General features: G+C 48.0%; 17 protein-coding genes and 1 other annotated feature. Of the genes, 8 read left to right on the forward strand and 9 right to left on the reverse strand.

Translation table 11 applies throughout. The features are described from left to right. Positions 1-11 precede the first annotated feature (11 nt). The 6 genes from RF007C_RS02390 (at position 12) to RF007C_RS02420 (ending at position 11,126) form a co-directional block, all read left to right on the forward strand. Positions 12-1,148 carry an exonuclease SbcCD subunit D gene (locus RF007C_RS02390; RefSeq protein WP_037296906.1) on the forward strand — a complete coding sequence of 379 codons (1,137 nt, stop codon included), beginning with the start codon at positions 12-14 and terminating at the stop codon, positions 1,146-1,148. After that, positions 1,145-4,435: an AAA family ATPase gene (locus RF007C_RS02395; RefSeq protein ID WP_037296908.1), complete on the forward strand. Its 3,291-nt coding sequence runs from the start codon at positions 1,145-1,147 to the stop codon at positions 4,433-4,435. The genes RF007C_RS02390 and RF007C_RS02395 overlap by 4 nt, the downstream gene beginning before the upstream one ends. Positions 4,436-4,680: 245 nt before the next feature. Next, complete coding sequence (locus tag RF007C_RS18170) at positions 4,681-7,125, forward strand: leucine-rich repeat domain-containing protein (RefSeq protein ID WP_051456481.1); 2,445 nt, start codon at positions 4,681-4,683, stop codon at positions 7,123-7,125. Positions 7,126-7,447: 322 nt separating this feature from the next. Further along, positions 7,448-7,717, forward strand: a binding site (T-box leader). 71 nt (positions 7,718-7,788) lie between these two features. After that, complete coding sequence (asnS, locus tag RF007C_RS02410; protein ID WP_019679238.1) at positions 7,789-9,159, forward strand: asparagine--tRNA ligase; 1,371 nt, start codon at positions 7,789-7,791, stop codon at positions 9,157-9,159. Between the two features lie 166 nt (positions 9,160-9,325). Further along, positions 9,326-10,336 carry an aspartate--ammonia ligase gene (gene asnA / locus RF007C_RS02415; RefSeq protein ID WP_019679237.1) on the forward strand — a complete coding sequence of 337 codons (1,011 nt, stop codon included), beginning with the start codon at positions 9,326-9,328 and terminating at the stop codon, positions 10,334-10,336. A 112-nt stretch (positions 10,337-10,448) separates the two neighbouring features. Next, a complete protein-coding gene (locus tag RF007C_RS02420; RefSeq protein WP_037296911.1) occupies positions 10,449-11,126 on the forward strand; it encodes a CPBP family intramembrane glutamic endopeptidase in 678 nt (225 codons plus the stop codon). A 563-nt stretch (positions 11,127-11,689) separates the two neighbouring features. On the opposite strand, the gene RF007C_RS16230 is transcribed toward RF007C_RS02420, so the two are convergent. The 6 genes from RF007C_RS16230 to RF007C_RS02445 form a co-directional block, all read right to left on the reverse strand. Beyond that, positions 11,690-12,535: a hypothetical protein gene (locus RF007C_RS16230; RefSeq protein ID WP_051456482.1), complete on the reverse strand. Its 846-nt coding sequence runs from the start codon at positions 12,533-12,535 to the stop codon at positions 11,690-11,692. A gap of 10 nt (positions 12,536-12,545) precedes the next feature. Beyond that, on the reverse strand, positions 12,546-13,601 hold the full coding sequence (locus RF007C_RS02430) for a hypothetical protein (protein ID WP_037296913.1): 1,056 nt from the start codon (positions 13,599-13,601) through the stop codon (positions 12,546-12,548). Between the two features lie 35 nt (positions 13,602-13,636). Continuing rightward, the gene (locus RF007C_RS02435; RefSeq protein WP_037296916.1) at positions 13,637-14,110 is read right to left on the reverse strand and encodes an RNA polymerase sigma factor; all 474 of its coding nucleotides are present in this window, start codon (positions 14,108-14,110) and stop codon (positions 13,637-13,639) included. A 226-nt stretch (positions 14,111-14,336) separates the two neighbouring features. Then, a complete protein-coding gene (locus RF007C_RS17670) occupies positions 14,337-14,504 on the reverse strand; it encodes a hypothetical protein (RefSeq protein ID WP_019679231.1) in 168 nt (55 codons plus the stop codon). An 11-nt stretch (positions 14,505-14,515) separates the two neighbouring features. After that, a complete protein-coding gene (locus tag RF007C_RS02440; protein WP_037296917.1) occupies positions 14,516-14,959 on the reverse strand; it encodes a GNAT family N-acetyltransferase in 444 nt (147 codons plus the stop codon). Positions 14,960-15,026: 67 nt separating this feature from the next. Beyond that, positions 15,027-16,232 carry an RtcB family protein gene (locus RF007C_RS02445; protein ID WP_037296919.1) on the reverse strand — a complete coding sequence of 402 codons (1,206 nt, stop codon included), beginning with the start codon at positions 16,230-16,232 and terminating at the stop codon, positions 15,027-15,029. Between the two features lie 534 nt (positions 16,233-16,766). Between RF007C_RS02445 and RF007C_RS02450 the strand changes: the two genes are divergently transcribed. Both RF007C_RS02450 and RF007C_RS02455 read left to right on the forward strand, forming a co-directional pair. Continuing rightward, positions 16,767-18,317 carry a flotillin family protein gene (locus tag RF007C_RS02450; protein ID WP_082316668.1) on the forward strand — a complete coding sequence of 517 codons (1,551 nt, stop codon included), beginning with the start codon at positions 16,767-16,769 and terminating at the stop codon, positions 18,315-18,317. A gap of 305 nt (positions 18,318-18,622) precedes the next feature. Then, positions 18,623-19,483 (forward strand): AraC family transcriptional regulator, encoded by an 861-nt coding sequence (locus tag RF007C_RS02455; protein WP_019679226.1) that lies wholly within the window; start codon positions 18,623-18,625, stop codon positions 19,481-19,483. Between the two features lie 170 nt (positions 19,484-19,653). Here the strand turns inward: RF007C_RS02455 and RF007C_RS02460 are convergent, their stop codons facing one another. The 3 genes from RF007C_RS02460 to RF007C_RS16235 all read right to left on the reverse strand — a co-directional run bounded on the left by RF007C_RS02460 (position 19,654) and on the right by RF007C_RS16235 (position 25,763). Further along, positions 19,654-21,168, reverse strand: a complete 1,515-nt coding sequence (locus RF007C_RS02460) for a hypothetical protein (protein ID WP_037296921.1) — start codon at positions 21,166-21,168, stop codon at positions 19,654-19,656. Position 21,169: 1 nt separating this feature from the next. Next, complete coding sequence (locus RF007C_RS02465) at positions 21,170-21,643, reverse strand: RNA polymerase sigma factor (RefSeq protein WP_037296923.1); 474 nt, start codon at positions 21,641-21,643, stop codon at positions 21,170-21,172. A gap of 205 nt (positions 21,644-21,848) precedes the next feature. Continuing rightward, entirely contained in the window at positions 21,849-25,763 is a 3,915-nt protein-coding gene (locus RF007C_RS16235; protein WP_051456483.1) for an endo-1,4-beta-xylanase, read from the reverse strand. Positions 25,764-26,214 lie beyond the last annotated feature (451 nt).

Consider the following 26,214-nt stretch of genomic DNA (forward strand, 5'->3'; position numbering starts at 1 on the left):
GGAGGCAGGTCATGAAGCTCATCCATTTATCCGATCTTCACCTCGGCAAAAGACTAAGCGAATTCTCGCTTATGGAGGATCAGGAGTTCGTTCTGCGCGAGATATACAGCATAATCTCCGACGAAAAGCCCGATATTGTCATAATCGCAGGCGATGTGTACGACAAGGCAGTTCCCTCTGCGGAGGCCGTAAAGATGTTCGATACCTTCCTTACAAAAATATCGGAGAGGACAGGACACGTTTTCGTTATCAGCGGAAATCACGATTCCGCCGAAAGAATAGCCTTCGGCTCACATATAATGGAAAAGAGCGGCATACATATGTCTCCTGTTTACAGCGGCAGCATAGCTCCCGCGGTGCTTAACGACGAATACGGTGAATTCTGCGTGTATATGCTGCCTTTTGTGAAGCCCGTTACCGTAAGGAGATTCTTCCCCGAGGCTGAGATAAACTCCTACACAGACGCGGTGAACACCGCTGTTGACGCTATGAACGCCGATTTTTCAAAACGGAATATCATCATCGCTCATCAGTTCGTTACGGGAGCCGTGAAAAGCGACTCCGAAGAAGTCTCCGTAGGCGGCCTTGACAATGTGGACAGCTTCGCCTTCGACGGCTTCGACTATGTAGCTCTCGGCCATATCCACAGCCCCCAGAACGTAGGCAGTGAACGTATAAGATACTGCGGAACTCCCCTGAAGTATTCCTTCTCCGAAGCATCTCAGGAGAAGTCCGTCACTGTAGCTGAGATACGGGAAAAGGGCAGCCTTTCCCTGCGCACCGTCCCCCTCAGTCCGAAACGTGACATGAGAGTGCTGCGCGGCAGCTTTGACCATGTCATCTCAAAGGAAGTCAGCGGACAGGGAAGCACAGACGACTATATCCATGTGATCCTCACCGATGAGGAGGAGATACCCGAGGCCATGGGCAGACTCAGAACTGTCTACCCCAATGTGATGAGCCTCGAATACGATAACCGCCGTACAAGGAGCGTTCACGACAGCCTTGAGACTGCGGAAGCCGACAGCAAACAGCCCCTTGAACTGTTTGAGGAGTTCTATGCCGCGGCAAACAGCACGGAGATGTCTCCTCAGCAGCATGAATACATCCGCTCTCTTATAGAAAAGATATGGGAGGAAGAAGCATGAGACCATTAAAGCTTGAAATATCCGGCTTCGGCCCCTACTCGGGACATACGGTCCTGGACCTTGAGGCTCTGGGCGGCAGCGGTCTTTATCTCATTACAGGCGATACAGGAGCTGGCAAGACAACTATATTCGACGCCATAACCTATGCTCTGTACGGTACTGCCAGCGGTCAGAACCGTGACAACGACAATATGCTGCGCTCAAAGTATTCTGCCCTTGAAACTCCCACCTATGTTGAGCTGACCTTTGAATATGCGGGAAAGCGCTATAAAGTCCGCCGCAATCCCTCATATCCCCGTCCCGCAAAGCGCGGAGGAGGAGAAACACAGGAAGCCGCCAACGCCTTTTTCACCTATCCCGACGACAGGGAGCTCTCGGGAAAAAGGGACGTTGACGCCGCTGTTTACGAGATAACAGGCCTTTCCGACAAGCAGTTCAAACAGATAGTAATGATAGCCCAGGGCGATTTTATGAAACTCATAACCGAGAACACCGCAGGAAGACGTGAAATACTGCGGCATATCTTCAGGACCGCCAACTACCAGCGATTGCAGGAGGCTCTCAAAAACGACGCCGCGGAGCTGAAAAACGAATGCATCAGCCGCCGCGAAGGTCTGCGGCAGTACGCAGGAGGCATAATCTGCGGCGAGGACGACGAATTTGCTGCGGATATAGACCGTATAAAGGCAGAAATGCCTCCCGTGGAGTACATAAACGAGATAATGGAGAAGCTCATAAACCGCGACAAGGCGCGTTCCGAGGTATTTATCCGTGAAAACGAGGAGCTCGAAAAGAAGCTCTCCGAGGCGGCTTCACGTATCACTATGGCCGAAGAAAAGGAAAAAGCCGCTTCGGAAAGGGAAAAAGCCTCAGAACAGCTCACAGAAGCCCAACACCGCATAAAGCTTCTGGAAGAGGAGCTTAAAGCCCATAAGTCCAGACAGCCGCGGCTTGACGAAATAGCTGCCGAAACAGCACGCATTGAGGCCGAAATGCCCGAATACGAAAAGCTCAGCGTCTATGAAGGCAATATAGCCCGTGAAAGGTCTGCCCTGTCCGAGCTTTCGGAAAGGCTCTCCGCAGCTGCCGCAGAACAGACCGCTTCCGCAAAACAGCTGGAGGCACTCAGGGCAGAGCTTTCGGAGCTTGGCAGCACAGGCGAGAAAATAACTCTGCTCAGCGCGGAGCGTGAGAAGCTGCAGAGGCGTGCTGATGAGCTGGAAAGACTCTCGGAGCAGCTGAACGAGTATGAAAACAGTCTGAAAAGCCTGAGCAAAGCTGCTCACGCCCTCAAGGACAAGCAGCACGAGCATCAGGAGCTGATGGACAGCTCGGAAGCTCTCAAAGAAAAGCTGGCAGGTCTCAGAGCCCGCCATGCCGAGCTCGAGGGAGCGGGTGCGGAAGCAGAAAAGCTCCTCAGCGCACTGGAAAAGCTGGAAAAACGTATTGAAGATCTGAAAAAGCTCAACATTGAGACCTGTGAGCTTGAAGACCGTAATACCGCATATAAAGCTGCCGCTCAACGCTATCTGGAGTCCGCAAAGGAGGCCTCTGAGCTCAGCAGAGCCTACGACAGAGGCTACACCGCCTTTCTCTCAGACCTTGCGGGCGTTCTGGCAGAAAAACTGGAGGACGGAAGGAAATGCCCCGTGTGCGGCTCCGAGACCCATCCCGAGCCTGCTCAGAAAACCGTGGGAGCTCCCACGGAATCGGAGCTGAATGAGCTGAAGGAACAGCTTGCAGAGGCGAGAAGCAGGGCCGAAGACCTCAGCGCAGAGGCAGCTGCCCTGAAAGCCGCATACACGGAACAGGAAAAAAACGTAAAGCAGAAAATGCAGGAGCTTCTCGGCAGAGAAGACGTTTCCGCGGAGCTTTGCTCACAGGAGCTGGAAGGCTGTGCAGTTCAGCACGACGAGCTGGGCAAAAAGCTGGCAAGGACAGGCGAACTCAAAGCCGAACATGACAGGCTCGCAAAGGAAATAGTCTCGGCTGAAAAGCAGCTCACAGGCATAATGGCTGCCATAGCCGAGACCGACAAGTCACTGGGCGAGCTCAGAACTGCTCACGGCTCGGCCGCAGGCACTGCGGAACAGCTTCGCAGCACCGCTGAAAAAGAGGCTGCCAAGCTCATAGGCTCATGCCCCGTGGAGGAGGTCAGGGAAAAAACCGTGACCGAGCATCTAAACGTAAATGCACACCTTTCCGACAATGCCGCACAGCTTGCAGAGGAAAAGGCCAGAGCCCAGCGCAGGGCAGATGTGGAAAAGCTTATACCCGCCACCGAAAGCAGGCTGTCGGAGCTCAGCAACGAAGCTTCCGAACTCACTGCTGCACAGGCGGCTCGGAAGGAACGTATCGGCGGACTTGAAAACAGCCTTGCGGAGTTGAAAGCAAGACTCACCTTCCCAAACGGCGAACAGGCACGTCTCGGTATATCCTCTCTCCGCAAAGAAAGCACAGAGATAAGATCCGCAGCGGAGGCTTCGGAAAACGCTCTCAGGAGCGCAGAAAAGACCGCCGCAGAACTGGCAGGCAGCCTCAAACAGCTCACTGAGCGAATCAGCGCCTTCGGTGACATTGACCTTGACACGGAAACTGCCGAAAGGGACAGACTCAATGAAAGAAAAGCCCATGTTCTCGCGCGTATCAGGGAGCTCCACACACGCACAGCCGTAAACTGCTCGGCTTTAAAGAATATTAACAGCGGCTCCGATGAGCTCATACAGCTTGAAGGCCGCTATAAATGGCTGAAAAATCTCTCCGACACAGCCAACGGGAAACTCAGCGACCAGAGCAAATTCATGCTTGAGACCTATATACAGACCAATTACTTCGACAGGATAATCTCTCGAGCAAACGAGCGTCTGAAGGTCATGTCCGACGGTCAGTATACGCTTATACGCCGCAAAGAATATGACAACAAGCAGTCTCAGGTAGGTCTGGAGCTTGACGTCATAGACCATTTCAACGGCTCCGTGAGAAGCGTAAAAACACTGTCGGGAGGAGAATCCTTCAAGGCCTCCCTGTCCCTTGCTCTGGGACTTTCCGATGAGATACAGTGCTCCTCGGGAGGTATACGCCTTGATACCATGTTCGTGGACGAGGGCTTCGGCTCTCTGGACGAAAACTCTATAGAGCAGGCAATGCGCGCCCTTTCGGGGCTCTCCGAGGGCAACCGCCTTGTAGGCATAATCTCCCATGTACAGGCACTTAAACAACGTATCGACAAGCAGATAGTGGTCCGCAAGGACAAAAACGGCGGCAGCTGCGCAGAGTTGATAGTCTGAGTCACGAACAGGCATAAGCTGCTGATTTTTGCTTTGTGCATTTTGTCTAAACCATGTCCCCTTCACACGCGCAAAATCCGCATTTGCCGACCACATAATCGGAAATTTCTGTTATTTTTCACAAATTTCAGCCTCAAACGGCTCGATTTATTGATTTTCCGTAGATGAAATGCTATAATTATATTGTTGAATTTATTTTCTATCAGAATTGAAATCCGTAGAGATACTATTGGAGTGATAATAAAATGAAAATAGAAAGGTGTTCTAATAAGCATTATTACGATGCTGACGAGTACAAGACCTGTCCGTATTGTTCAGGACTGTTGAGAGTTGATCCCGAAAGCGACAAGACACCTAAAAAGGTAAAGGTCGTAAAGGTCAGGGCTGTCAAGGCATATCATGCTGAAGAAAAGCCTGCTCTCAAGCCCGAGCAGAAGCCCGTTGAGACTAAACCTGCTCCAAAGGCTGAGCAGAAGCCCGCTGAGACTAAACCTGCTCCAAAGGCTGAGCAGAAGCCCGCTGAGACTAAACCTGCTCCAAAGGCTGAGCAGAAGCACGCTGAGACTAAGCCAGCTCCCAAGGCTGAGGAGAAACGTCCGGAATCTATATTTGCCCCCAAGGCTGAAATGAAGCCCGTAGAGACTAAGCCTGCTTCCAAGCCTGAGCAGAAACCTGTTGAGGCTAAACCCGCTCCAAAGGCTGAGCAGAAACCCATCGAGGCTAAGCCTGCTCCAAAGGCTGAGCAGAAACCCATCGAGGCTAAGCCTGCTCCAAAGGCTGAGCAGAAACCTGTTGAGGCTAAACCCGCTCCAAAGGCTGAGGAGAAACGTCCGGAATCTATATTTGCCCCCAAGGCTGAAATGAAGCCCGTGGAGGCTAAGCCTGCCCCAAAAGCTGAAATGAAGCCATTGGAGACTAAACCTGCTCCTAAAGCTGAGCAGAAACCCGCTGAGACTAAACCTGCTCCTAAAGCTGAGCAGAAACCCGCTGAGACTAAGCCTGCTCCAAAGGCTGAGCAGAAGCCCGCTGAGACTAAGCCTGCCCCCAAAGCTGAAATGAAGCCATTGGAGACTAAACCAGTTTCCAAGCCCGAGCAGAAACATCAGGGATCTTTATTTGCACCAAAAAACAAGCCTGTCCGCACTGATGACGGCGACGAGCTTGCTATGGAAATCATGGAATCCATTCCTGCGCCGGAAAAGGTAAAATTCCCCACTACGACCGTACCTCAGGAACTGGTTTTCTCCAGCCGCAAACACGCAGATAATTCTCCTGCGCCGATAAAGCTTGACCAGTTCAACGACAGGAACAGCATATTCCGTCCGAAAGAAACCAAAAAGTATGAAGAGCACAAAAGCTCCGCTAAAAAGGACGAAAAAAAGACCGAGACCGTTAAACTTGAAGAAGAGTTCATAGTAAAAACTGATGTCCCGAAGTCTGAAGATAAGAAGTCTGAAGCTCCCAAGGAGATCAGGGCTGAGGATAAGAAGGCCGAAGCTCCCAAGGAGACCAAGACGGAGGATAAGAAGTCTGAAGCTCCCAAGGAAATCAAGGCGGAGGATAAGAAGCCGGAGGCTCCCAAGGAGATCAAGGCGGAGGATAAGAAGCCGGAGGCTCCCAAGGAGATCAAGACGGAGGATAAGAAGTCTGAAGCTCCCAAGGAGATCAGGGCCGAGGATAAGAAGCCGGAGGCTCCCAAGGAGATCAAGGCGGAGGATAAGAAGCCGGAGGCTCCCAAGGAGATCAAGACCGAGGATAAGAAGTCGGAAGCCTCAAAAGAGATCAAGGCTGAGAAAAACGACAACTATGACAAATACGGCGACCTCATCAACGACGAGAATATCGAGATAGATGACGTCAATAACATGGCTATTGACAAAAATGGAACCCTCGTAAAGTATGTCGGTACCACAGAATCCATAACTATCCCCGAAAAGGTAAAGATAATCGGCAAATACGCCTTCCGCGGCAACGAGACTGTAAGACGTGTGGCAATGTCCGACAGCGTTCGCATGATAGATAAATTTGCTTTCTGTCACTGCTTCAACCTGGAAGAGATAGTTCTCTCAAAGAATCTTGAATCCATAGGCGAGAACGCCTTCCTCAAGTGCCTGCGCCTGAAGCAGATAAACTTCCCCGAGTCCGTCAAGAGAGTGGGCAAGGGCGCCTTCGGACGCTGCAACAGCCTTGAAAACGTTGTTCTCCCCGCATATCTCCAGAGGATAAGCGACCTGATGTTCTTCTCCTGCAAGAAGCTGAGAAGAATAGTTATATCAGGCTCTGTGGAAGGCATCGGCAATGCCGCATTCTCCGAATGTTACAGTCTGAAGAAGGTCATTATCTCTAATTCTGTGGCAACTATCGGCGAAAGCGCTTTCTCATGGTGCAGATCCCTTGAAAAGATAGTTATACCCAATACAGTCAAGAGCATCAGCAACTGGGCGTTCTACGGCTGTCAGAACCTCACCGACCTGTCCATAAGCATGAACACCAAGGACATCAAGGAGGACGCATTCTGCGGCTGCGAAACTCTCTGCAATATCAATATCCTCGAATTCGAGGACGAGAATATCCCCCTTGACAGTATCAAGAAGGGCCACAAGCAGACCATAAGGATACTTAAACAGATCAACCGCAAAAAGGCTGAACGCTACGCCCGCGAGCACGGCTTCAGCACATTGTTCATATAAGCAGAACGGGAGCTTTGAAAGCTCCCGTTTTTATATAAGGAAGGAGAACAATGAAAAAGCGCAGCCATGCACACGATCATTCTTTCCGGATATTTTTTATACTATCCCGCCATTATAGTCTGTGAGGACGGGATCTCTTCCATAGTTATAATATACTCCGTTTTTTTGTAAAATATCTTATTGGAATGTGAAATCCTGAGGAAAGCTTTGTGTGAAATAACGCGGAAATATGATAATATCACTTCCTGTCTGATGAAATTGTGAAAAAATTTTTAAAACCGCTATTGACAACCCCGGAAAAAAGTGATATAATACAAGCAAATCAAATGCGACGACGGAGAGAAGTAGCATGGAATTTCGTTCCCAGAGAGTGCGGGTATGGTGAGAGCCGCATATCAGAGTCTGTGTGAATAACACTCCCGAGCAGCAAACCGAAAGAGTGCCGGATTCAGCGGAGCTTGCCGAGAAGGGCGGTTCGATGTATTCAGTGCTTCAAGTAGGGGCGACGTATTCCGCACGTTACAGCGGCTCAAAAGTGATCGCTTTTGCGGTAATTCAGGTGGCACCACGGGTATTATGCCCCGTCCTGTAGTTTCAGGACGGGGCTTTTTGTATTTCTGCTCGTCCTGCATAATATTTTTAATATTGAAAGGAAGAACACTTATGAAGCACATCGACGTAAAGGAGATAATCTCCTCAAAGGAATTTATTGGCCAGGAAATAACCATCTGCGGTTGGGTACGTACCTCCCGTAACTCAAAGAGCGTTGCCTTCGTTGAGGTAAACGACGGTACTTCTCTGAAAAACGTTCAGGTCGTAGTTGAAAAGGGCGAGAGCGACTACAAGGAGCCCAGAGTAGGTATGGCACTCAAGGTAACAGGTACTGTTGTTGAAGGCAGAAACAATACTGTCGAGATCAATGCTGTTCCCGAGGGCATCACCGTTCTCGGCGACGCCCCCACAGACTATCCCCTCCAGAAGAAGGGACATACCCTTGAATTCCTCCGTACTATCCCCCACCTCAGAGGCAGAACGAACACCTTCAACGCTGTATGGCGTGTGCGTTCGGTACTGGCAGCCGCTATACACGAGTACTTCCAGACACATAACTATGTATACGTAAATACTCCCCTTATCACAGGCAGCGACTGTGAGGGCGCAGGCGAGATGTTCCAGGTAACTACAATAGGCTACAGCAACGATTACAAGAACGAAGAGGACTACTATACCAACGATTTCTTCGGCAGAAAGGCAGGTCTCTCGGTATCAGGACAGCTCGAAGGCGAAATGGCTGCAACAGCTATGGGAAAAATCTATACCTTCGGTCCTTCATTCCGTGCTGAGAACTCAAATACTCCCAAGCACCTTGCAGAATTCTGGCACGTTGAGCCCGAGGTGGCTTTTGCAGAGCTCAACGACGTTATCGAGATCGCCGAGGATATGCTCAAGCACGTTATCCGCACTCTCCTCGACAAGTGCCCCGATGAGGTCGCTTTCTTCGATGCACACTTTGAAAAGGGACTCCGCGCAAGACTTGAGGAGCTCATCTCCCACGATTTCGGCAGAGTTACCTACACAGAGGCAATAGAGCTTCTCAAGAACTCAGGCGAGAACTTCGTATATCCTGTTGAGTGGGGCTGCGACCTCCAGACAGAGCACGAGAGATACCTCTCCGAGAAGGTATTCAAGAAGGCTGTATTCGTAACAGACTACCCCAAGGAGATAAAGTCATTCTATATGAAGCAGAACCCCGACGGCAAGACCGTTGCGGCTGTTGACCTCCTTGTACCCGGCGTCGGCGAGATCATCGGCGGCAGCGAGCGTGAGGCTGATTACGACAAGCTCATCGCTGCCATGAACGAGAGAAATATGAACCTCGATCTCTACAGCGATTACCTCGACCTGAGAAAGTTCGGCACCGTTCCTCACGGCGGCTTCGGTCTTGGCTTCGAGAGACTTATCATGTATACAACAGGTATGGCTAATATCCGCGACGTTATACTCTTCCCGAGAACAGTAGGTTCTATCAGATAATTTATCGGCAAAGCCGTTAAAGCTGAGAGTTGATGTGTTCGCTTCGCTGACATTATTATATCACCGTTGGCTGCACCACAGCTCTCAACTCCGTAAAAGTACAGCACAGGAAGCATCAATGGCGCTGTTTCCTGTAAAAAATATCAAGTAAAGGAAAGTGATTATCATGTCAAGATCGCTGTATATCCCAAAGGACTACAAGTCGGTCCTCACGCTGAGAGAAACTCAGCACGCTATCAAATACATCAAGGACGTTTTTCAGCAGGCTCTCTCTTTTGCACTGACTCTGGACAGAGTTTCGGCTCCCCTTATCGTAAGAAAGGGCAGCGGTATAAACGATGACCTCAACGGCGTTGAGCGCAAGGTCGATTTCGACATTAAGGAAATTGCCTCGGAAGCCGAGGTCGTTCAGTCTCTTGCAAAGTGGAAGCGTATGGCTCTCTACCGCTACGGCTACAATGCAGGCGAAGGCATCTACACCGATATGAACGCTATCCGCCGCGATGACGATACAGACAACACCCACTCAATATTCGTTGACCAGTGGGACTGGGAAAAGGTCATTACTCCCGAGCAGAGAAATATCCATTTTCTCAAGGATACTGTAAAATCCGTAGTTAAGGCTATCGCTTATACAAAGCGCAAGGTAAGCCTCCGCTATCCCCAGATCGCAGGCAAGATCTGCGACGAGCCCTACTTCATCACCACTCAGGAGCTTGAGGATATGTACCCCGACAAGACCGGCCACGAGCGTGAACGCCTTATCACCAAGGAGCACAAGACCGTATTCCTTATGGGTATCGGCGGCAAGCTCTCCAGCGGCGAAAAGCATGACGGAAGAGCTCCCGACTACGACGACTGGTCACTGAACGGCGATATTCTCTTCTGGGACGAGGTACTGGACGACTCCCTTGAAATATCCTCTATGGGTATCCGCGTTGACGCTGAGTCACTTAAGAAGCAGCTTGCAGAGTGCGGCGCTGAGGACAGGATGCAGTACAAGTACCACCAGATGATAGCTGACGGAACTCTCCCTCTGACTATCGGCGGCGGTATCGGTCAGTCAAGACTTTGTATGCTTCTCCTTGAAAAGGCTCACATAGGTGAAGTTCAGTCCTCTATCTGGTCTGAGGATATGATCGAAAAATGTGCGGAAAACGGCATCACCCTGCTGTAATATCACAAACAGCTTTAAGCCACGGCATTTCTGACGGTATATCGGAAGTGCTGTGGCATTTCTGTTAAAACTCCCGCATACTGCGGATAAAAAGAACAATAAGGAGAAAACAATGAAAAACGAAACCAAAAAAACATCTCTGCTTCCTACGCTGATAATATATACTATTATCTTCTATGCAGTCTGGGCTGTTTTTGAGCTGATCGTAAAAGAACCGCTGAACAATACCATAAATAACAAGGCTGTCTCGGGATTTATACGGGACGGCATAATCAAAAACCTTGTGTGGACTGTCCCGGCAGCTCTTCTGGTACGGCATTTTTCGTCCGAGTTGTATGTCGGACTGAAGGAAATGTTCAGCGCCAGGGTCAGCTGGCTGAAGTATCTGCCGATATTCGCCGCTTTTACCATATATATTCTTGTTCCCGCATTTATAAGGACCGGAAGGCTGAAGATTAACAGCGATTTCGGTGTTCCTCAGATAATAATGATTCTTTTCGTCGGTCTCACCGAGGAAATGGTATTCCGCGGCTGGCTGCTCAACGCCTTTGCGGGCAAGGAAAGGAAACAGCTGCCCATGCTGATTCTCATTTCGGTGATGTTCATGCTCATACACATCCCAATCTGGATAACCCAGGGCATACTTGTATCGGTCTTTACTTCCCTGGGCTTCATTATGATAATAGTTCTGGGGATGATCTTCGGATCTGTATTCCTCAAAAGCAGGAATATACTCATTCCCATTGCGCTCCATATGTACTGGGATCTGCTGGTGGAGCTGTTCAGCTGATACGCTTCTCTTTCACGGAGAATAAGTATATCTGTCTTATAAGTTCGGCAGCCATACAGCAGTTCAGCCCCGAGGCTCTGCCCCGGGGCTTTTTCATGCTATTATCCTGCCATCAGATATCAGGACGGAGTTTTCAGTGATGCCCACACCTGCAATATTATCCGTTCATGATGCCTGCATCGCAAAAAGTGAAATGCCCTGTCCGAGTGCTGCGGACAGGGCATTTTCAAGAAAAACTTATTGTCTGTGTGCAGAGCGGCGATAACACCGCTCTGCATCTGGTTTTTATTCTGAACAAGCTGCCGTGTTTTATGCCGTGTGAAACTGCCCGAATGACAGCCGACGGCACTTTTCCCCCGAAAGACCTAAGATCTTCGCTCTCTGAATAAATACGCACCTATTATGCGTCCGAAAAACAGCATCTCTGTGAAGTGCAGCGATCCCGCATATCCTCCCCGTGCTTAAGTTCGGTATACGCGGTCTCACTGTGCTCCGCAGCTGCTTGTTCAGCATTTTGTTATCTATGATATGTCCCCCTTACAGGACTATCAAGCATTGAATCGTCAGCTTCTCTTTTTCCTGTTGCCGTATAGGAACAATGCCACCGCTCCTGCGCTGCACAGAGCAGTGAACTCCATTACAGCACCTCTGTCGCCTGTCTTGGGCGAGTTGCTGTTCTGCGCCGAGGTAACCGCTGATGTGGCAGTTGTCCTTGCAAACGTCTGCTGCGGTGCTGTCGTTGATCCCGACTTTGTAACAGACGAGGAGACTATATTGTTTATACCGTTCCTGTCCGCAGAGACCTTGCTTGTGGTCGAAGTGACCGTTTCAGCCGAGGTCAGCGCAGTTGTTCTTCTTGTGGTCACTGACGTTGTTGTAAGCCTTGTCGTAGTGGTGGTCGTCGTCGTACTCTTTGTGGTAGGCTGTGTTGTCGTCACGACAGGCTTTGCCTCTATCCATACAGGTGATGAGGTGTTTATCGCAGCCTGCGTCTTCGGCGAGGAGCTGTACCTGTCTGTGTCGCTGGCATAATGCACTACGGAAAGCCTGTAATATCCGCCGCCCTTTACCTCAACCTTCTGTCGGTCTATACTTAAATTCCTGACATTTCTCCTGATCTGATCTCCCAGCATGAGCTCGTCACTCCAGTTCTCGCCGTCGCTGCTGCGCTGAACTACCATATTCCTGAAACCGACCTCGTCAAGCTTTCCTGCGACCTGAGTCTTTGCTGTGATCTCCAGCACGCCGCGCTCGGGAGATGTGCATCTCAGTGAGCACTTCTCTATAAGGCCTATTGCTCTTTCATACTGCTCGTATACACTGTTATCTACTGCGTCAGCTGTCAGCTGTAAAGGTGCATTGAGTATTGCCACACCCAACAGGGCAGCCGTGATGTATCTTATCTTCATGCCGCTGCCCTCACTTATCTTCTGCCGAGGAATAGGGAAGCAGGCTCGTTGATATATCGTATACATCGTCCGCGCTTATACCTGAGGTATGCACGGTATAGGCTGTATTCCCGTCCATAAACAGTACAGTACAGCTGTCTCCGTCTTCAATGATGATACCCTTCAGCCGGCCGCTGTTGAAAGTCCTGCTGCTTAGAGCATCACTGGGTATGAGCACTTCGGGCATTACATCCTCGGAAGCATAGTGCTCTATGATAACATCTACCGCTGCGCCGTCTGCTGCGAAGGAAGCATAGAAGTCCTTTGAATCGCTCAGCTCCTCATAATTCACATCGGTAATACGTATATCTCTGAGAAACGCGGGCATATACACAGGTACACATGGCTCTATACCGTATTTTGCCGCAGCCGTGATCAGCTGCTCCGCAAAGCCTCTTGCATTCTCGTCACACAGATCAATCACGCCCGAACTGGTAGAAGATGGAGGTGTCACGCTTGCTCCGCCGGAAGCTGTTGTTGCGGAAGTGATCATAGTCGTGGTGTACTCTGTATAGGTGCCTACAAAAGCAGTCGTGGCAGAGGTATACCAATAACTTCCCGTAGCTGTTGTTGTGGCTGTTGTCATAACTGTGCTTCCTGTTATAGCAGCAGTAGTAGTAACAGGATAATTATCCGTATCTATGTCCATGAGCTCCTTCAGGTCTATGCTGAAGCCTGATCTTGCTGCCTTTATCACTGTTTCGACGACGTTTGAGCCGTAGGTCCTGATGGTGTAGAAGTTGAGGGCGATGCAGACTGCGAAGCAGGCACTGATGACTGCTGCCCATCTGCGGAACAGCACCATGCGTCTGCGCTTCCTTTCCGCTGTTTCTCCGAGGACTGTTTCTGCTGAAACAGGCTGCGGAACTTCTTCGTCATTAATATCGACCATAGCGGCGGTAATTTCCTCAATGGCATCAAGATCACGCTCCTCCCATGGCTTTGCAAGCTCCTCATCGAGAAGCTTTTGCAGATCGTCAAGCATATTCTTATCCGAAAGCTTATCGGTGATCGCATTCTCTTTCAAATATATCACTCCTTGATAATGATAACGTACGCATTTTACTTCTCTGCCCCACGAAGCTTTTTCTTTATCTTATGCACCTTTCTGTAAAGTGCGGGCAGGGATAATCCCAACCTTTTTGCAGCTTCGTTCCTTTGTCCGTAATCGCTGTCATAATACAGCTCCAGAAGTTTCTTCTCCTCCTGTGTTAGCAGATCAAGCGGACTGTTGTCCTTATCGCTGAAGCCGCCGCTGTCAGCAATATTCATAGCCTCATAGCTTTCCTCAAGGCTCACCACAGGCGGTGATCTTCGCAGGAATGCTTTTATGATGTTATCTGCCGTTCTGTACATCCAAAGCCGTATATTGTCGGTCTCGTCCAGCTTCTCATGCTTTGAGAAGAATACCACGAAGACCTCCTGTGTGCAGTCCTCTGCGGAGTGATGACTGTAACCGAGCTTTGCGTAGCAGTAGCTGAATATCTCACGATAGTACTTCTCTATTATCAGCGTGCATTGTTCAGGCTCTATCAACAGTCTCACTTCCTTCCGTCGATAAGCTTCTGTAATATAAATGTCTGAAAACTGCCAACTTTTTCTCACGAAGTCTTATCTTTGTACGCCTGCACAAAAACTGCGGCAGTAATTTGGGTATTATTGCCGCAGTTTCCAAGCTTATTCTATTTTATCATCTTGTTGCTCTTTTGTCAATCATGATACACGCTGCAGAAACGAAAAACTCATAATATCACCGCGGCATTCATTCCTCATATCTGCCGGGGTGCTTGGGTTTGCGCCTGTAGCGCTTCTTGTCGGTCTCGACCACCTTTGTGGAAGGATCAACGCCGTTCCAGCTGCCGCGTCTGACCGAATCCACCTTCTTTTTCTCCTTTTTGCTCATTTTATCATAAGATACAAATTTATCCATTTTTACCTCCGTCAGAGATCAATGACGAAAAGCTGATCTTTACCGCCGTGTATTGACTCAAAGTCGCCCATGTATCTGAAGCCGAACTTCTCGTAAAGTCCCTTTTCGCCACTCATAATATACACATTGTCATATCCGATTGTTTTTGCGTATTCAAGGACTGCTTTTATCATCTTCTCCGATATCCGCTTTCCGCGGTGAAGCTCGTCAACGAATACAAAGCCAATAAGCGGCGTGTAAGGATACTTCGGCAAAAGCTCGTCCTTTTCGGTAAGTGTGCAGAAGCCCACGGGACTGCCGTCCTCAAAGGCTGCAAAGACACGCTCCCAATCCTTGAAAAAGCTCTTTCGCATAAGCTCAGCGAGATACTTCCCTGCTCCCCATGAGCATTTTTCAGCAAAAGCCGCAACTCTCTTCCATTTTTCATGGGCATTTGTCATTGTATATATTTCCATATTTTCTCCTGTTAATAATACTGCAAATTATTCGGGGCAATGTTGGCACCACCCCTGCTCAATCAACTTATTCCTCTCCCGCCTTGAAGTTGTAAATAGGCTTGATGATCTCGTTTATCTCCACAGTATCGCCGATATTGTCTACGATATCCTCCATGGACTTGTATGCCATGGGACACTCGTCAAGCGTCTGTGCATTTACCGATGTGGTGTAGATACCGTCCATCTGCTTTTTGAACTCCGACACTGTGAAGCTCTGTTTTGCCTGCGAACGCGACATAAGACGTCCTGCACCGTGAGGTGCCGAGCAGTTCCAGTCGGGATTTCCCTTTCCTGTGCTGATAAGGCTTCCGTCACGCATATTTATGGGTATGAGCAGCTTCTCTCCTGCCTCTGCGGAAACAGCTCCCTTGCGCAGTATCATCGTATCGGTATCGATATAATTATGTATGGTAGTGAACTGCTCCGTTACGTGGAGGTGCATACCCTTGATGATCTCGTCCATCATGGCCTGACGGTTCAGCATGGCGAACTGCTGGACTATCTTCATATCATGGATATACTGATCGAAAAGCTCTCCCTCGCAGTACGCAAGGTGCTTTGGAACATCCGTTGTCTTTGTATTCTCAAGCTTTTTCAGCTCGGTCTGTATATGCTTCTGTCTGCCTTCGGCTTTAAGACGGGCGATCAGCTCGTTCACTTCCTTGTCAGAGCTCTTGTTGAGCCTTCTGTATGCCTCGTTCTGGTAGTACTTCGCCACCTCTACGCCAAGATGGCGGGAGCCTGAGTGGATAACGATATATATGCTGCCATCCTCGCCTGTGTCAGCTTCGATGAAATGGTTTCCGCCGCCTAAGGTGCCTATGCTTTTTTCAGCCCTGAGGGGATCAATATGCTTTATACAGTAAAGCTCTCCAAGGTCTATCTTTTCGCTGTACCGATGAGGCTTTTCACGTATTGCAAAACCCGACGGGATCTTCTCGTAAATGAGCTTGTCAAGTTTCTGCAGCTCGATATGCTTTTCCTTTAGTCTTACCGTCTCCATTCCGCAGCCGATGTCCACGCCCACAAGATTGGGTATTACCTTATCGGTGATGGTCATTGTAGTGCCTATCGTACAGCCCGCACCTGCATGAACGTCGGGCATGATTCGTATCTTAGCCCCCTCGCTCATCGGCTGGCTGCAAAAAGCGATGATCTGGGTGACAGCGTCCTGTTCTATCACATTCGTAAAAACCCTGGCGGAATTGTATTTACCTTTTAATTCGATCATTTTTTCTTCCTTTCCGAAGCTGCCCCAATAAAAAAAGCACTCCCACAGGAGTGCTTAACGCTCATAATTGCGCAAAAAATCAGCACATGGCTGAACATCCGTGGCAAACTCCATGCTTATCCGTTATGGTATTTGATCTTGTTATCTCATAATATATTGTGAATATGGTCATGGTGTTCACCTTCCTTTCTCAGAATATGGCATTATTATAATCGGACTGCCCTACAAAGTCAATGATATGCCCAAAACTGTAATCAAACTGTAATAATTTGACCGTGGAGCTCTTTTAATACGGAGCGGAACAATTTAAGGTCTATAAACTATACAAAAGGTTCATATGAACTTATAATTCCGATCCTGTTTTCTGTATATTCTGCACAATTACATATATTGTCCTATACCTGCGGTATTAATTTTGTAGCATATTGACAAAATAGGGAAATTGTAGTATAATACTGTCATACGGCAGAAACAAGTCTGCCGTTAAACTATTGGTGTTCCGCATAAGCACCGTTCTATGATATGGAGGTTTATATGTTAGACAACATCAACTGGGGCATAGTTATCCCCATCGCAGTAGGTATCATTTTATTTCTCCTAATAATCATTACAGGATATATCAAAGCTCCCCCGGATACAGCATACATAATTTCCGGTCTCAGGAGAAAGATAATCATCGGTAAGGCAAGCGTCCGCATACCCTTCTTTGAGCGTGTGGATAAGCTGAAGCTCCAGCTCATAGCTGTTGACGTCAAGACTTCAAGCGCTGTGCCCACCGCAGACTATATCAACATCAATGTTGACGCTAACGTTAACGTTAAGGTAAGCAGCGATCCTCAGCTCATCAAGCTGGGCGCTGAGAACTTCCTCAACAAGGACACCGCTTACGTTGCAAAGGTTGCAAGAGAGGTGCTCGAAGGTAATATGCGTGAGATCGTTGGTCAGATGTCCCTTGAGGCAATGGTCAACGACCGTAAGGCTTTCGCTGAGAAGGTTCAGGAAAATGCTGCTCCGGACCTTAACAGAATGGGACTTGAGATAGTATCCTTCAACGTTCAGAACTTCACAGACGATCAGAACCTGATCGAAAATCTCGGTATCGACAATACCACAAAGATCCAGAAGAAGGCCGCTATCGCACGCGCTGAGTCCGAAAAGGAGATCGAGATCGCCAAGGCTCAGGCCAAGAAAGAGGCTAATGACGCCAAGATACTGGCTGAGACCGAGATCGCTCAGAAAAACAACGAGCTGGCTATCCGTCAGGCAGAACTCAAGAAGGAAGCCGACACTCAGCTCGCTATCGCAGATGCTGCTTACGAGATCCAGCGAGAGGAACAGCGTAAGACCATTGAGGTTTCAAAGGCTAACGCTAATATCGCAGCTTCCGAAAAGGACGTTGAGCTCAAGGCTCGTGAAGCAGAGGTAACAGAAAAGGCTCTCGAAGCCCAGATCAAGAAAAAGGCTGAGGCTGACCGCTACAAGGCTCAGCAGGAAGCCGACGCAAAACTCTATCAGCTCAAGAAAGAAGCTGAAGCAGATCGTTTCCAGCGTGAGCAGGAGGCTGAGGCTCAGAAGGCTGAGGCTGAAGCTCAGAAATTCGCCAAAATGCAGGAAGCTGAAGGTATCGCTGCAGTAGGTAAGGCCGAGGCGGACGCTATCCGCGCTAAGGGCCTTGCTGAGGCTGAGGGTATCAACGCCAAGGCTGAGGCTATGAAGAAGTACGGCGAAGCTGCTGTACTCGAAATGTACTTCAAGGCTCTTCCCGAGGTCGTTAAGAACGCTGCTACTCCCCTTTCACAGGTTGACAAGATCACTATGTACGGTGATGGCAACTCCAGCAGACTTGTGGGCGACATCATCGGTTCAACTACCAAGATCACAGACGGTCTTACAGAAGCAACAGGCGTTGACATCAGATCACTGCTTGCAGGCTTCCTCGGCGGCAAGATGGCTGCTCCTAAGGCAGCTGCTCCCGTTGAGTCCGCAGCAGACACTGATGACGATACCGTATACGAAGCTCCCGAAGCAGGTGCTGAGGACAGCTACTTCTACGGTGACAGCGACGACGATACACCTGAGCTGTAAAAAGCATAAAACATCATTTTCTCCTCTGACGATATGCGGTCGTCAGGGGAGATTTTTTGTAATACGGCTGTTTCTGTCCTGTAATGTATCTGTAATTTTGACGGATTTTTGCGATTTGAAGCAAATCATTTTGCGCAAAATTTGGTTAGTCTATTTGTATAGTTTTCACAAAGTTGTGCAAAAACCATTTACAAAAAACGTCATATAGATTATAATGATAATAGTAATTAAGAAATAGCAGCGCCAAATGATAGCAATATTTGGTCACGACCTCTGTTAGTTTAGATCAGAGGGGGGGTATTAAAATGATAAAACATCTCTCGGGAGACTTCGAGACCGTTGAGTATGACACTCAAAAATATGCCATGCTCTACGACAACAATGAAAATGAGGCTTATCCTGTCCACTGGCACAATGCAGTTGAGCTGCTCATGCCGCTGAAAAATGAATACACTGTCACTGTGAACGGCGTAGACTACCTTATCCCTGAAAACGATGTTCTCATCGTTCCTCCGGGAGAGCTTCACGGTATGCCCGCAATCCCCGGCAGACGTATTATTTTTCAGTGTGATAACAGTATCCTCGGCGAGATCTCTGCTCTTGAGCCTGTTATGCGCTCACTGAATACAGCTGTGCTCATAAATGCCGATATGGATAAGGAGCTCCATGTTCTTGCAAAAAAGACAATGCTGGATATCCTGTCGCTCTATAATTCAAAATCAGAGCTGGCTGACGTCAAGATCTATGTCAAGGTCATAGAGCTGTTTATGGCTCTGCGCGAGTATCAGCTCGAACAGCAGAAGATCGTCATGGACTGTGATGATGAGAAGATCGACGAGTACAGTGAAAAGTTCGGCACTGTACTGAAGTATATCGACAGTAATTATATGTATGATATCACTCTCGAACAGCTTGCAGACGTGGCGGGATACAGTAAGTATCACTTCTCCCGAATATTCAAGCAGTACAACGCTATGTCGTATTTGCAGTATATAAATGCACGGCGTACAAAGGCGGCGGAGCTTCTCCTGCTGGATCCCAGCATACCTATAACGGAAGTAGCGATGCGTTCCGGCTTCAAGAGCCTTACCACCTTCAACCGTATCTTCAAGGAGATAAAGCACTGTACGCCTACGGATTTCAAAAAGCTCTATTCTCTGAGGTGAGATCCGTCTTTCCATGTTAATACATAAGCCCCGGAGCACTTGCTTCGGGGCTTTTTAACATATTATCCTCTGTTTTCCAAAAAACAGAAACGCCATAGTACTCCTGACGCTTTATCAGGAATACTATGGCTTATTTCTTTTATATGAGCATCAGCATGATGCGGAAAGACTTACTGAACAAGCTTGTTGTACAGCTCTTCAAGACCGTCTACCTTGTAGATCGTCAATCCCATGGCTGTGGCATATCCCATATCATCCGGATCATACAGAGCTAAGAACTGTCTGTCCTTCGAGATGTATATGCTTCTCATCTCATTGGTAGTCTCGTTAAGTATTGCTACCATTGCCTCATCAAATTCTGCGTCCATCTCATCACCATAGCATGGTCCGAAAGTATTCGGAATGATGCTGTTCAGCTCGTGATTTTCAAAAAAATCCACAAGTATGCTGCGCTTTTCTTCACTGAGTTTAGTATTTTCATCACTTACAAATTCCAGCATACTTCTTGTTTGTGTCAGAGGCGGAATAAGATCGGCTGTTACTTTGTTGCCGTCATCCTTTATTGGGTCAGGCTCTTCTATATTGTATATATCAGTAAGCTTTTCTCCGAAGTCCAAATCCTTGCAGGTATAGAACTTCCAGTCATAGCTCTCAATACGTCCGTTATCATCGTATGTTACGTTGTATACGGTAGCAAAATCATCGAAAAATGTTGAAATATACGAAGCGCTGCTGCCTTCATGGTATTCTGCAAGGAAGTTGTTCCTGTTTGGAAAAAGCGTCCAGTCATAGTAATTTTTCAGGCCGTCAAACTCATACCATGTCTGCGAATCAAACAGCTCTGCTGTCTTATCACGCTGTTCCTGTGTTGCTTCAACATAGTCAAGAGTGAACGGAGCTACTTTATAATCCTTGGCAAGTATATCACTGAATGGAGACTTTTCACAAACTCCGAGAGTTGTTTCTCCGTAATCCTCGTCCTTGAGTATCTCATTTACAGCACTTTCAAATGCGTCAAAGTCGATCTTATAGTATCTGCTCTCGATGGGCTCGTCCTCTACTGTCTCGAAGCTCATCATGCTTTCTTGGTATGTTACGAAGCCGTCATTGTCAATACGGATCATACATTCAACAGGAGGTGTATCCCCTTTGGTCCACGTAATATGGTATCTCTGCGACTCATATATCTGTTCCTCTGTTCTTGTCACATTTTCGGTAAGCTCGTCGCCCCAGTCAAACTTGTTAAGGAATTCGTCGAATCTGCTGTATGTCGCATCAGAGTACTGGCCGCGTCTTCTGTTAAAGTTGTCCAATTTGTAATCAAAAGAAGTAAAATCACCGAAGGGTGATAATACTACAGGCTCAGTCGTCTCTGTCACGGAAACGCTTTCGGTGGAAGGAGTACTTTCTGTGGACGATACGCTTCCGTTTCTGTTCATCATGATACCTGTTGCTCCTATACCTGCTGCAACAACAGCACAGGCAGCTGCTGCACTGACGAAGCGTATGATATTGTTTTTCGGCTTAACTCTCTCAGCTTTGTACACATAATCTGTATATTCGTCATTATCCTTTAATTTGATCGTTTTGTTCCTTGCAGTCTCTTCGCAGGCTGCAATGATTCTCTCTTTTGTTTTATCAGACATTTTTATTTTCTCCATTTCTGCTTTAAGCTTGTTTTTCATATCACATATACTCCTTTCTGTACTTTTCCTTAAGCAGCTTTCTGCCTCTGGACAGGCGCATTTTTACTGCGGATTGACTCAAACCCGTGATCTCAGCGATCTCGTTGATATTATAGTCCTGAACATAGTAAAGAACAAGTATAATCCTGTATTTTTCCTTCAGCTCCATCAACGCCTCGAGTATACCGCTGTCTGTTTTTTCCACAGTGAAGCTCATAAGAGCTTCTTCTCCTTCAGTCTGATGGCGGGTGCGGAATCTCAGCATATCTCGACATTTATTTGAAGCCACCTTGATGAGCCAGGCTTTTTCATGGCCTTCGCTTTCAAACTCGGGAGATTTTTCAAAGAGTTTTATAAATGTCTCCTGTACGGCGTCTTCGGCATCGGCAGAGTTTTTTAACATAACAAGGCATATCCTGTACAGCATATCGCTGTATTTTCCGACCGCCTCGCGAGCGCAGTCGCTTGTAAGCATTGCATCATCAACTCCTTTCACTAACAATACGCATGGAGAAAAAATAAAGTCACATTATTATAACATTTTTCTGAGAAAATGAAAAGACAGCCGATTTGCACCGACTGCCTTTCAGGGGATATTAAAATTTGGAGAAATCTTAATTAGGGTGCCGACCACCGAAATGATCGGCACATTTAAATCATTGATAAGCTTTAAGGCTTTATCAGCAGCGCTTGTAGATTACGCCGCCCTGGAGAGTCTTACCCTTTGCAGCAAACATCTCAGAAATGCTTACGTTCTGGTAACCATTCTGTGCGAGCCAAGGAAGAACTTCTTCCATAGCCTGTGCTGTTGCAGCATAGTTCTCGTGGCAGAGTACGATACAACCGTCAAGTGAACCGTTCTGTGCAGCCTGCTTGATAGTGTTAACGATCTCGCTGGATGAAGCGCCTGCCCAGTCTCTTGTATCAAGACCGCAGTCGATAAGCGGAACGTCATACAGAGCTGACTTAACTGCTCCGCCGCCATCGAGGTAAGGAAGTCTCATGAGGTGTGAAGGCTCAGTGCCGATGATGCTCTTGAGCTTGCTGTTGCACTGCTCCCACTGATATCTGATATCGTTAGAGCTCAGCGTGCTGAGACCGCCCTCGGGATGTGACTTAGTGTGGTTAGCAACTTCCATGCCATTCTGATACTCGTACTTGATCTGATCAGTTGTCTTGATCCAGTCACTTACGATGAAGAATGTAGCTGTCATATTGTTCTTGATAAGAGCATCGATGATTCTGTAAGCAGGATCACTTCTGTTTGTAGCTGATGCACCGTCATCAAATGAGATAGCGCAGAGCTTCTTACCTGTAAGAACAGGAGTCTTCTTCTCGGGGAGAGTACCTGTGCCGCCTGTAACTACTGAAGACTTTGTGCCCTCTGCAGCAACGAGTACATCGTCAAGGTAGAAGTCCATAAGGTCACCTGAATCCTGGATAGTCTCAACATAGAGAACCATATCGCCGGAATTGCTGGGGATTGTGAATGAAGTATTCTCAAGCTTTGTCCACTCACCGCTCTTGCAGTCAGCCTTAGCGATTGAAGTATAAACTGCGTCATCGCCTTCGCCCTGCTGGAGTGAGATCTGGAATGTAGCTGTCTTGCCTGAATTCTGGCCAACTGCAGCACTGATGCTGTATGTCTCGCCAGCCTTGAAGTCGGAACCGAGGCTTATAGCTGCACCGTTCCACTCATACTGTCTGCCTGAAACCTCAAGTGACTTACCTGATGTACCATAGTAAGCATCGCTTGTAGGTGTAGCTGAAGCACTGCCTCTGCCTTCCCACTTGCCTGCGCCTGAATTGAAGTTATCATTTATCGAGCCCTTGGCACTGGGTGTAGCAACAGTTGTAGTTGTGGTTGTTATAGGAGCATTTGTTGTAGTAGTCTTTACTGTAAGACTGCTGGAATAGCTCTCAGGGAGAGTGCTTACTAATCCGAGAAGCTTTCTCTGGATAGTAACAGCATCGTCATTTGTTACGCCGCCGCCTGCTTCGCAAACGTCTGCGTTAGCTCTTCCTGTTTCGCTGAGCTTGTACTTATTGGGATTAGCAAGTGCCTGCATGATGAAGATAGCATCTGCAAGGTCAACTGTACCGTCGCAGTTAGCGTCGCCCCACTTGGAAACCTTCTTCTCAAGCTCTTCCTTAGGATCGATAGGCTTTGTAGTTGTAGTTGTTGTAGTTGTTGTGGTTGTAGTAGTAGTTGTAGTTGTTACAGGAGCTGTATCGTCCAGTATCTTGAGAAGGTCATTATAGAATGACTTTGGCTGGTAGCTGCTGAAAGGAAGCGGTGAACCACCGTTCTGATTTGCTCTCCAGCTTCTCTCATCTGTTGTACCCCAGAGGGTTACGCAAGAGATATTCTTGGAGTGGTTAGCAAGTATCTGGAAGATATCCTTATAAGCCTTGTCGTTATGACCAGTCTTGTTAGTGATATCAAGCTCTGTTACCTGAACATCAAGTCCGAGGCTCTCGAACTTCTTGAGAGCTGCCTCATATGTGCTTGCAGAAGGATAATCATCAGCAAGGTGTGACTGCATACCGATTCCGTCGATATAGTCGCCCTCTGCCATTACCTTCTTAGCCATATTGTAGAGGTCTGTAGTCTTGGGCTCAATGTACTCGTTGAAGTCATTGAGGTAGAGCTTACAATCTGAAGGAGCGTAAGTTCTTGCATACTTGAACGCATTGATTACGAACTCAGGATTGTCCTGACCGTAAACTCTTGTCCAGCCTGACTCAGAACCGGGTCTCATCTTACCGCCGTCCTGAATGAAGAGCTCGTTACATACGTCATATGAATGGAGCTTAAGATTCGGATACTTCTGCTTGATCAGCGAGAATGTATTCTTTATCATGCTCTCGAGACGCTTGTTCATTCTGTCCTTTGAAACATCTCTGCCGTTCTCCTGGAAGATGCTGTTAGGAGTCTGGCTGTACCATACGAAGGTATGGCCACGAACGCCGAGACCGTTCTTCTCAGCGAACTTGAGAGCTGCATCTGCAGTATCAAGTTTGATGCTGATGTTGTCGCCGCTTACGCCTGCAACTATATCCTGGGGCTTCATTTCATTCTCACAGGTAATAGAGTTATAATTCTTGAGGATGAAATCCTGACCCTGCTGAGTCTTTATCTCGCCCTGGCTTACAGAGGTACCGAGTCTGAAGTGAGGACCTGCATGATCCTTGAAGCCCGAGCCGCCCTTTACATATGTGTAATCGAGGTTAGCGTGGCCTGTAGAAGTAGTCGGAGTAGCAACTGTTGTACCGGGATCGGTTGTGGATGTACCGGGATCTACAGTTGAAGATGTAGAACCAACCTTGCCCTGTCCCTCAACGACGGGTGACTTTGTACCTGACTTTGAACCCTGAGCAACGTCAATATAGAAATCTGTGAGCTCGCCGGAATCCTCGGGAGTCTCAACATAGAGTATCATATCACCGCTGTTGCTGGGGATCTTGAAGGAAGTATTCTCGAGCTTTGTCCAAACGCCGCTCTTAACGTCTTCCTTTGCGATAGCTGTATAAGAAGCGCTGTTGCCGTCGCCCTGCTGCAGTGAAAGCTGCATGGGAACGGTCTTGCCTGACTTCTGGAGAACGCCTACGCTGAAGCTGTAGGTCTGTCCGGGAACGAATGCTGCTGAATCAAGAGTGATAGCTGCGCCGTTCCATTCTTTCTCTCTGCCAGTTACAGCGAGAGCCTTGCTTCCGTCATAGCTGACATCCGAAGTAGCGGAAACTGAAGCACTTCCTCTGCCTGTCCAGCTGTCTTCGCCGCTTTCGAAAGTGCTCTGGAAGTAGTTGCCGTTCTTATCGGGCTCAACTGAAGGTGTTGAAGGAGTAACCTCTCCGCCGCCACCCTTGCCGGTGGTAACAGTGATGCTCTTAACATTAGCTGAACCGTTTGAACGGTAGCCTTCGATATTGAGTGAAACCTCATAAAGAGTACCTGACATATCGAGGCCTGCCTTTGACCATGCGTCAAAGTGGCCGCTTACGTCGATAGTGCCCTTCATGTAGTTTGTGGTATTATTTCTTGAACCGCTGGTCTGGCGAACACTCCAGTACTGAGGGAATGTTGCATTACCATCAAGAGAGGGCTGATTGTAACGCATTGACTTACGGATCTTATAGCCGTTTCCGTTAAGAGTTACGTTACCGTAATTGTCACCGCCTCCGGGTGGCTCCCAATCGCCCCAGCCTTCAACGATGTAGTACTCCATAAGGGGATTTCTTGTCCATCCGTAAACGCACATATAAGAATTTCCCCTAGGTGTGTACTCAACGTCATAGGTAAGAGTGATGCCGTTAAGTGCCTTGTAGTTGATCTTCTGGCTGTCGTAGTTCTTTCCCATACGAGCCAGGAAGTTCTCTATACCGCTCCAGGAACAGGTAAATGAACCTGCGCCGGGATTCATGGAAACTGTACCGGTATAGTTCTGATTCCACATCTCATAGTCGTAACCGCCGATGTTTCCTCTCTGCTGCTGATCGGCAGCATAAGCAGAAGGAATACAAGGGAGGCTTGCAGCGATCATCGTAGCTGTTGCAGATACGCTGACGAGCTTCTTGAAGATGCCCTTTTTCATTTTAATCATTCCTCACTTTCATTATCGTGATTTTGAATTAGCGTACAACCAAAGAAAAGCGCAAAAGCACAACTCTGCCTTTGTGTCCCTCCTTTTCTTCAGCTTCTGACTTCATTTTATTACATTTCTGTGAACTATTCAAGTCAAATTTTGCTAACAATTTTTGGGCTTGCTCATTTTTTGCTCTTTTTGTACATATTAGCTTACTTTTGATGCGTTTTTTTATACAATTCACAAGGCAGCAGTGTTTAATCGCAACATTCCAAGCGCAATATGTTATGTGCTCTTATATTATTATGCTAAACAGGCTGTACATTCTGCGTTTGTTTATACAGTTTTTTGGTGTCGCAAGCTACTTTTGATAAGCACAATAAGTCATCGATTCCAGCTGTGATAACCACCGTTTTGTCCTACCACTTTTTTCTTTGTACATAAAGATGTCCAGCCTGTT

It is taken from the genome of Ruminococcus flavefaciens 007c, assembly GCF_000571935.1.
Taxonomy (GTDB): domain Bacteria; phylum Bacillota; class Clostridia; order Oscillospirales; family Ruminococcaceae; genus Ruminococcus; species Ruminococcus flavefaciens_F.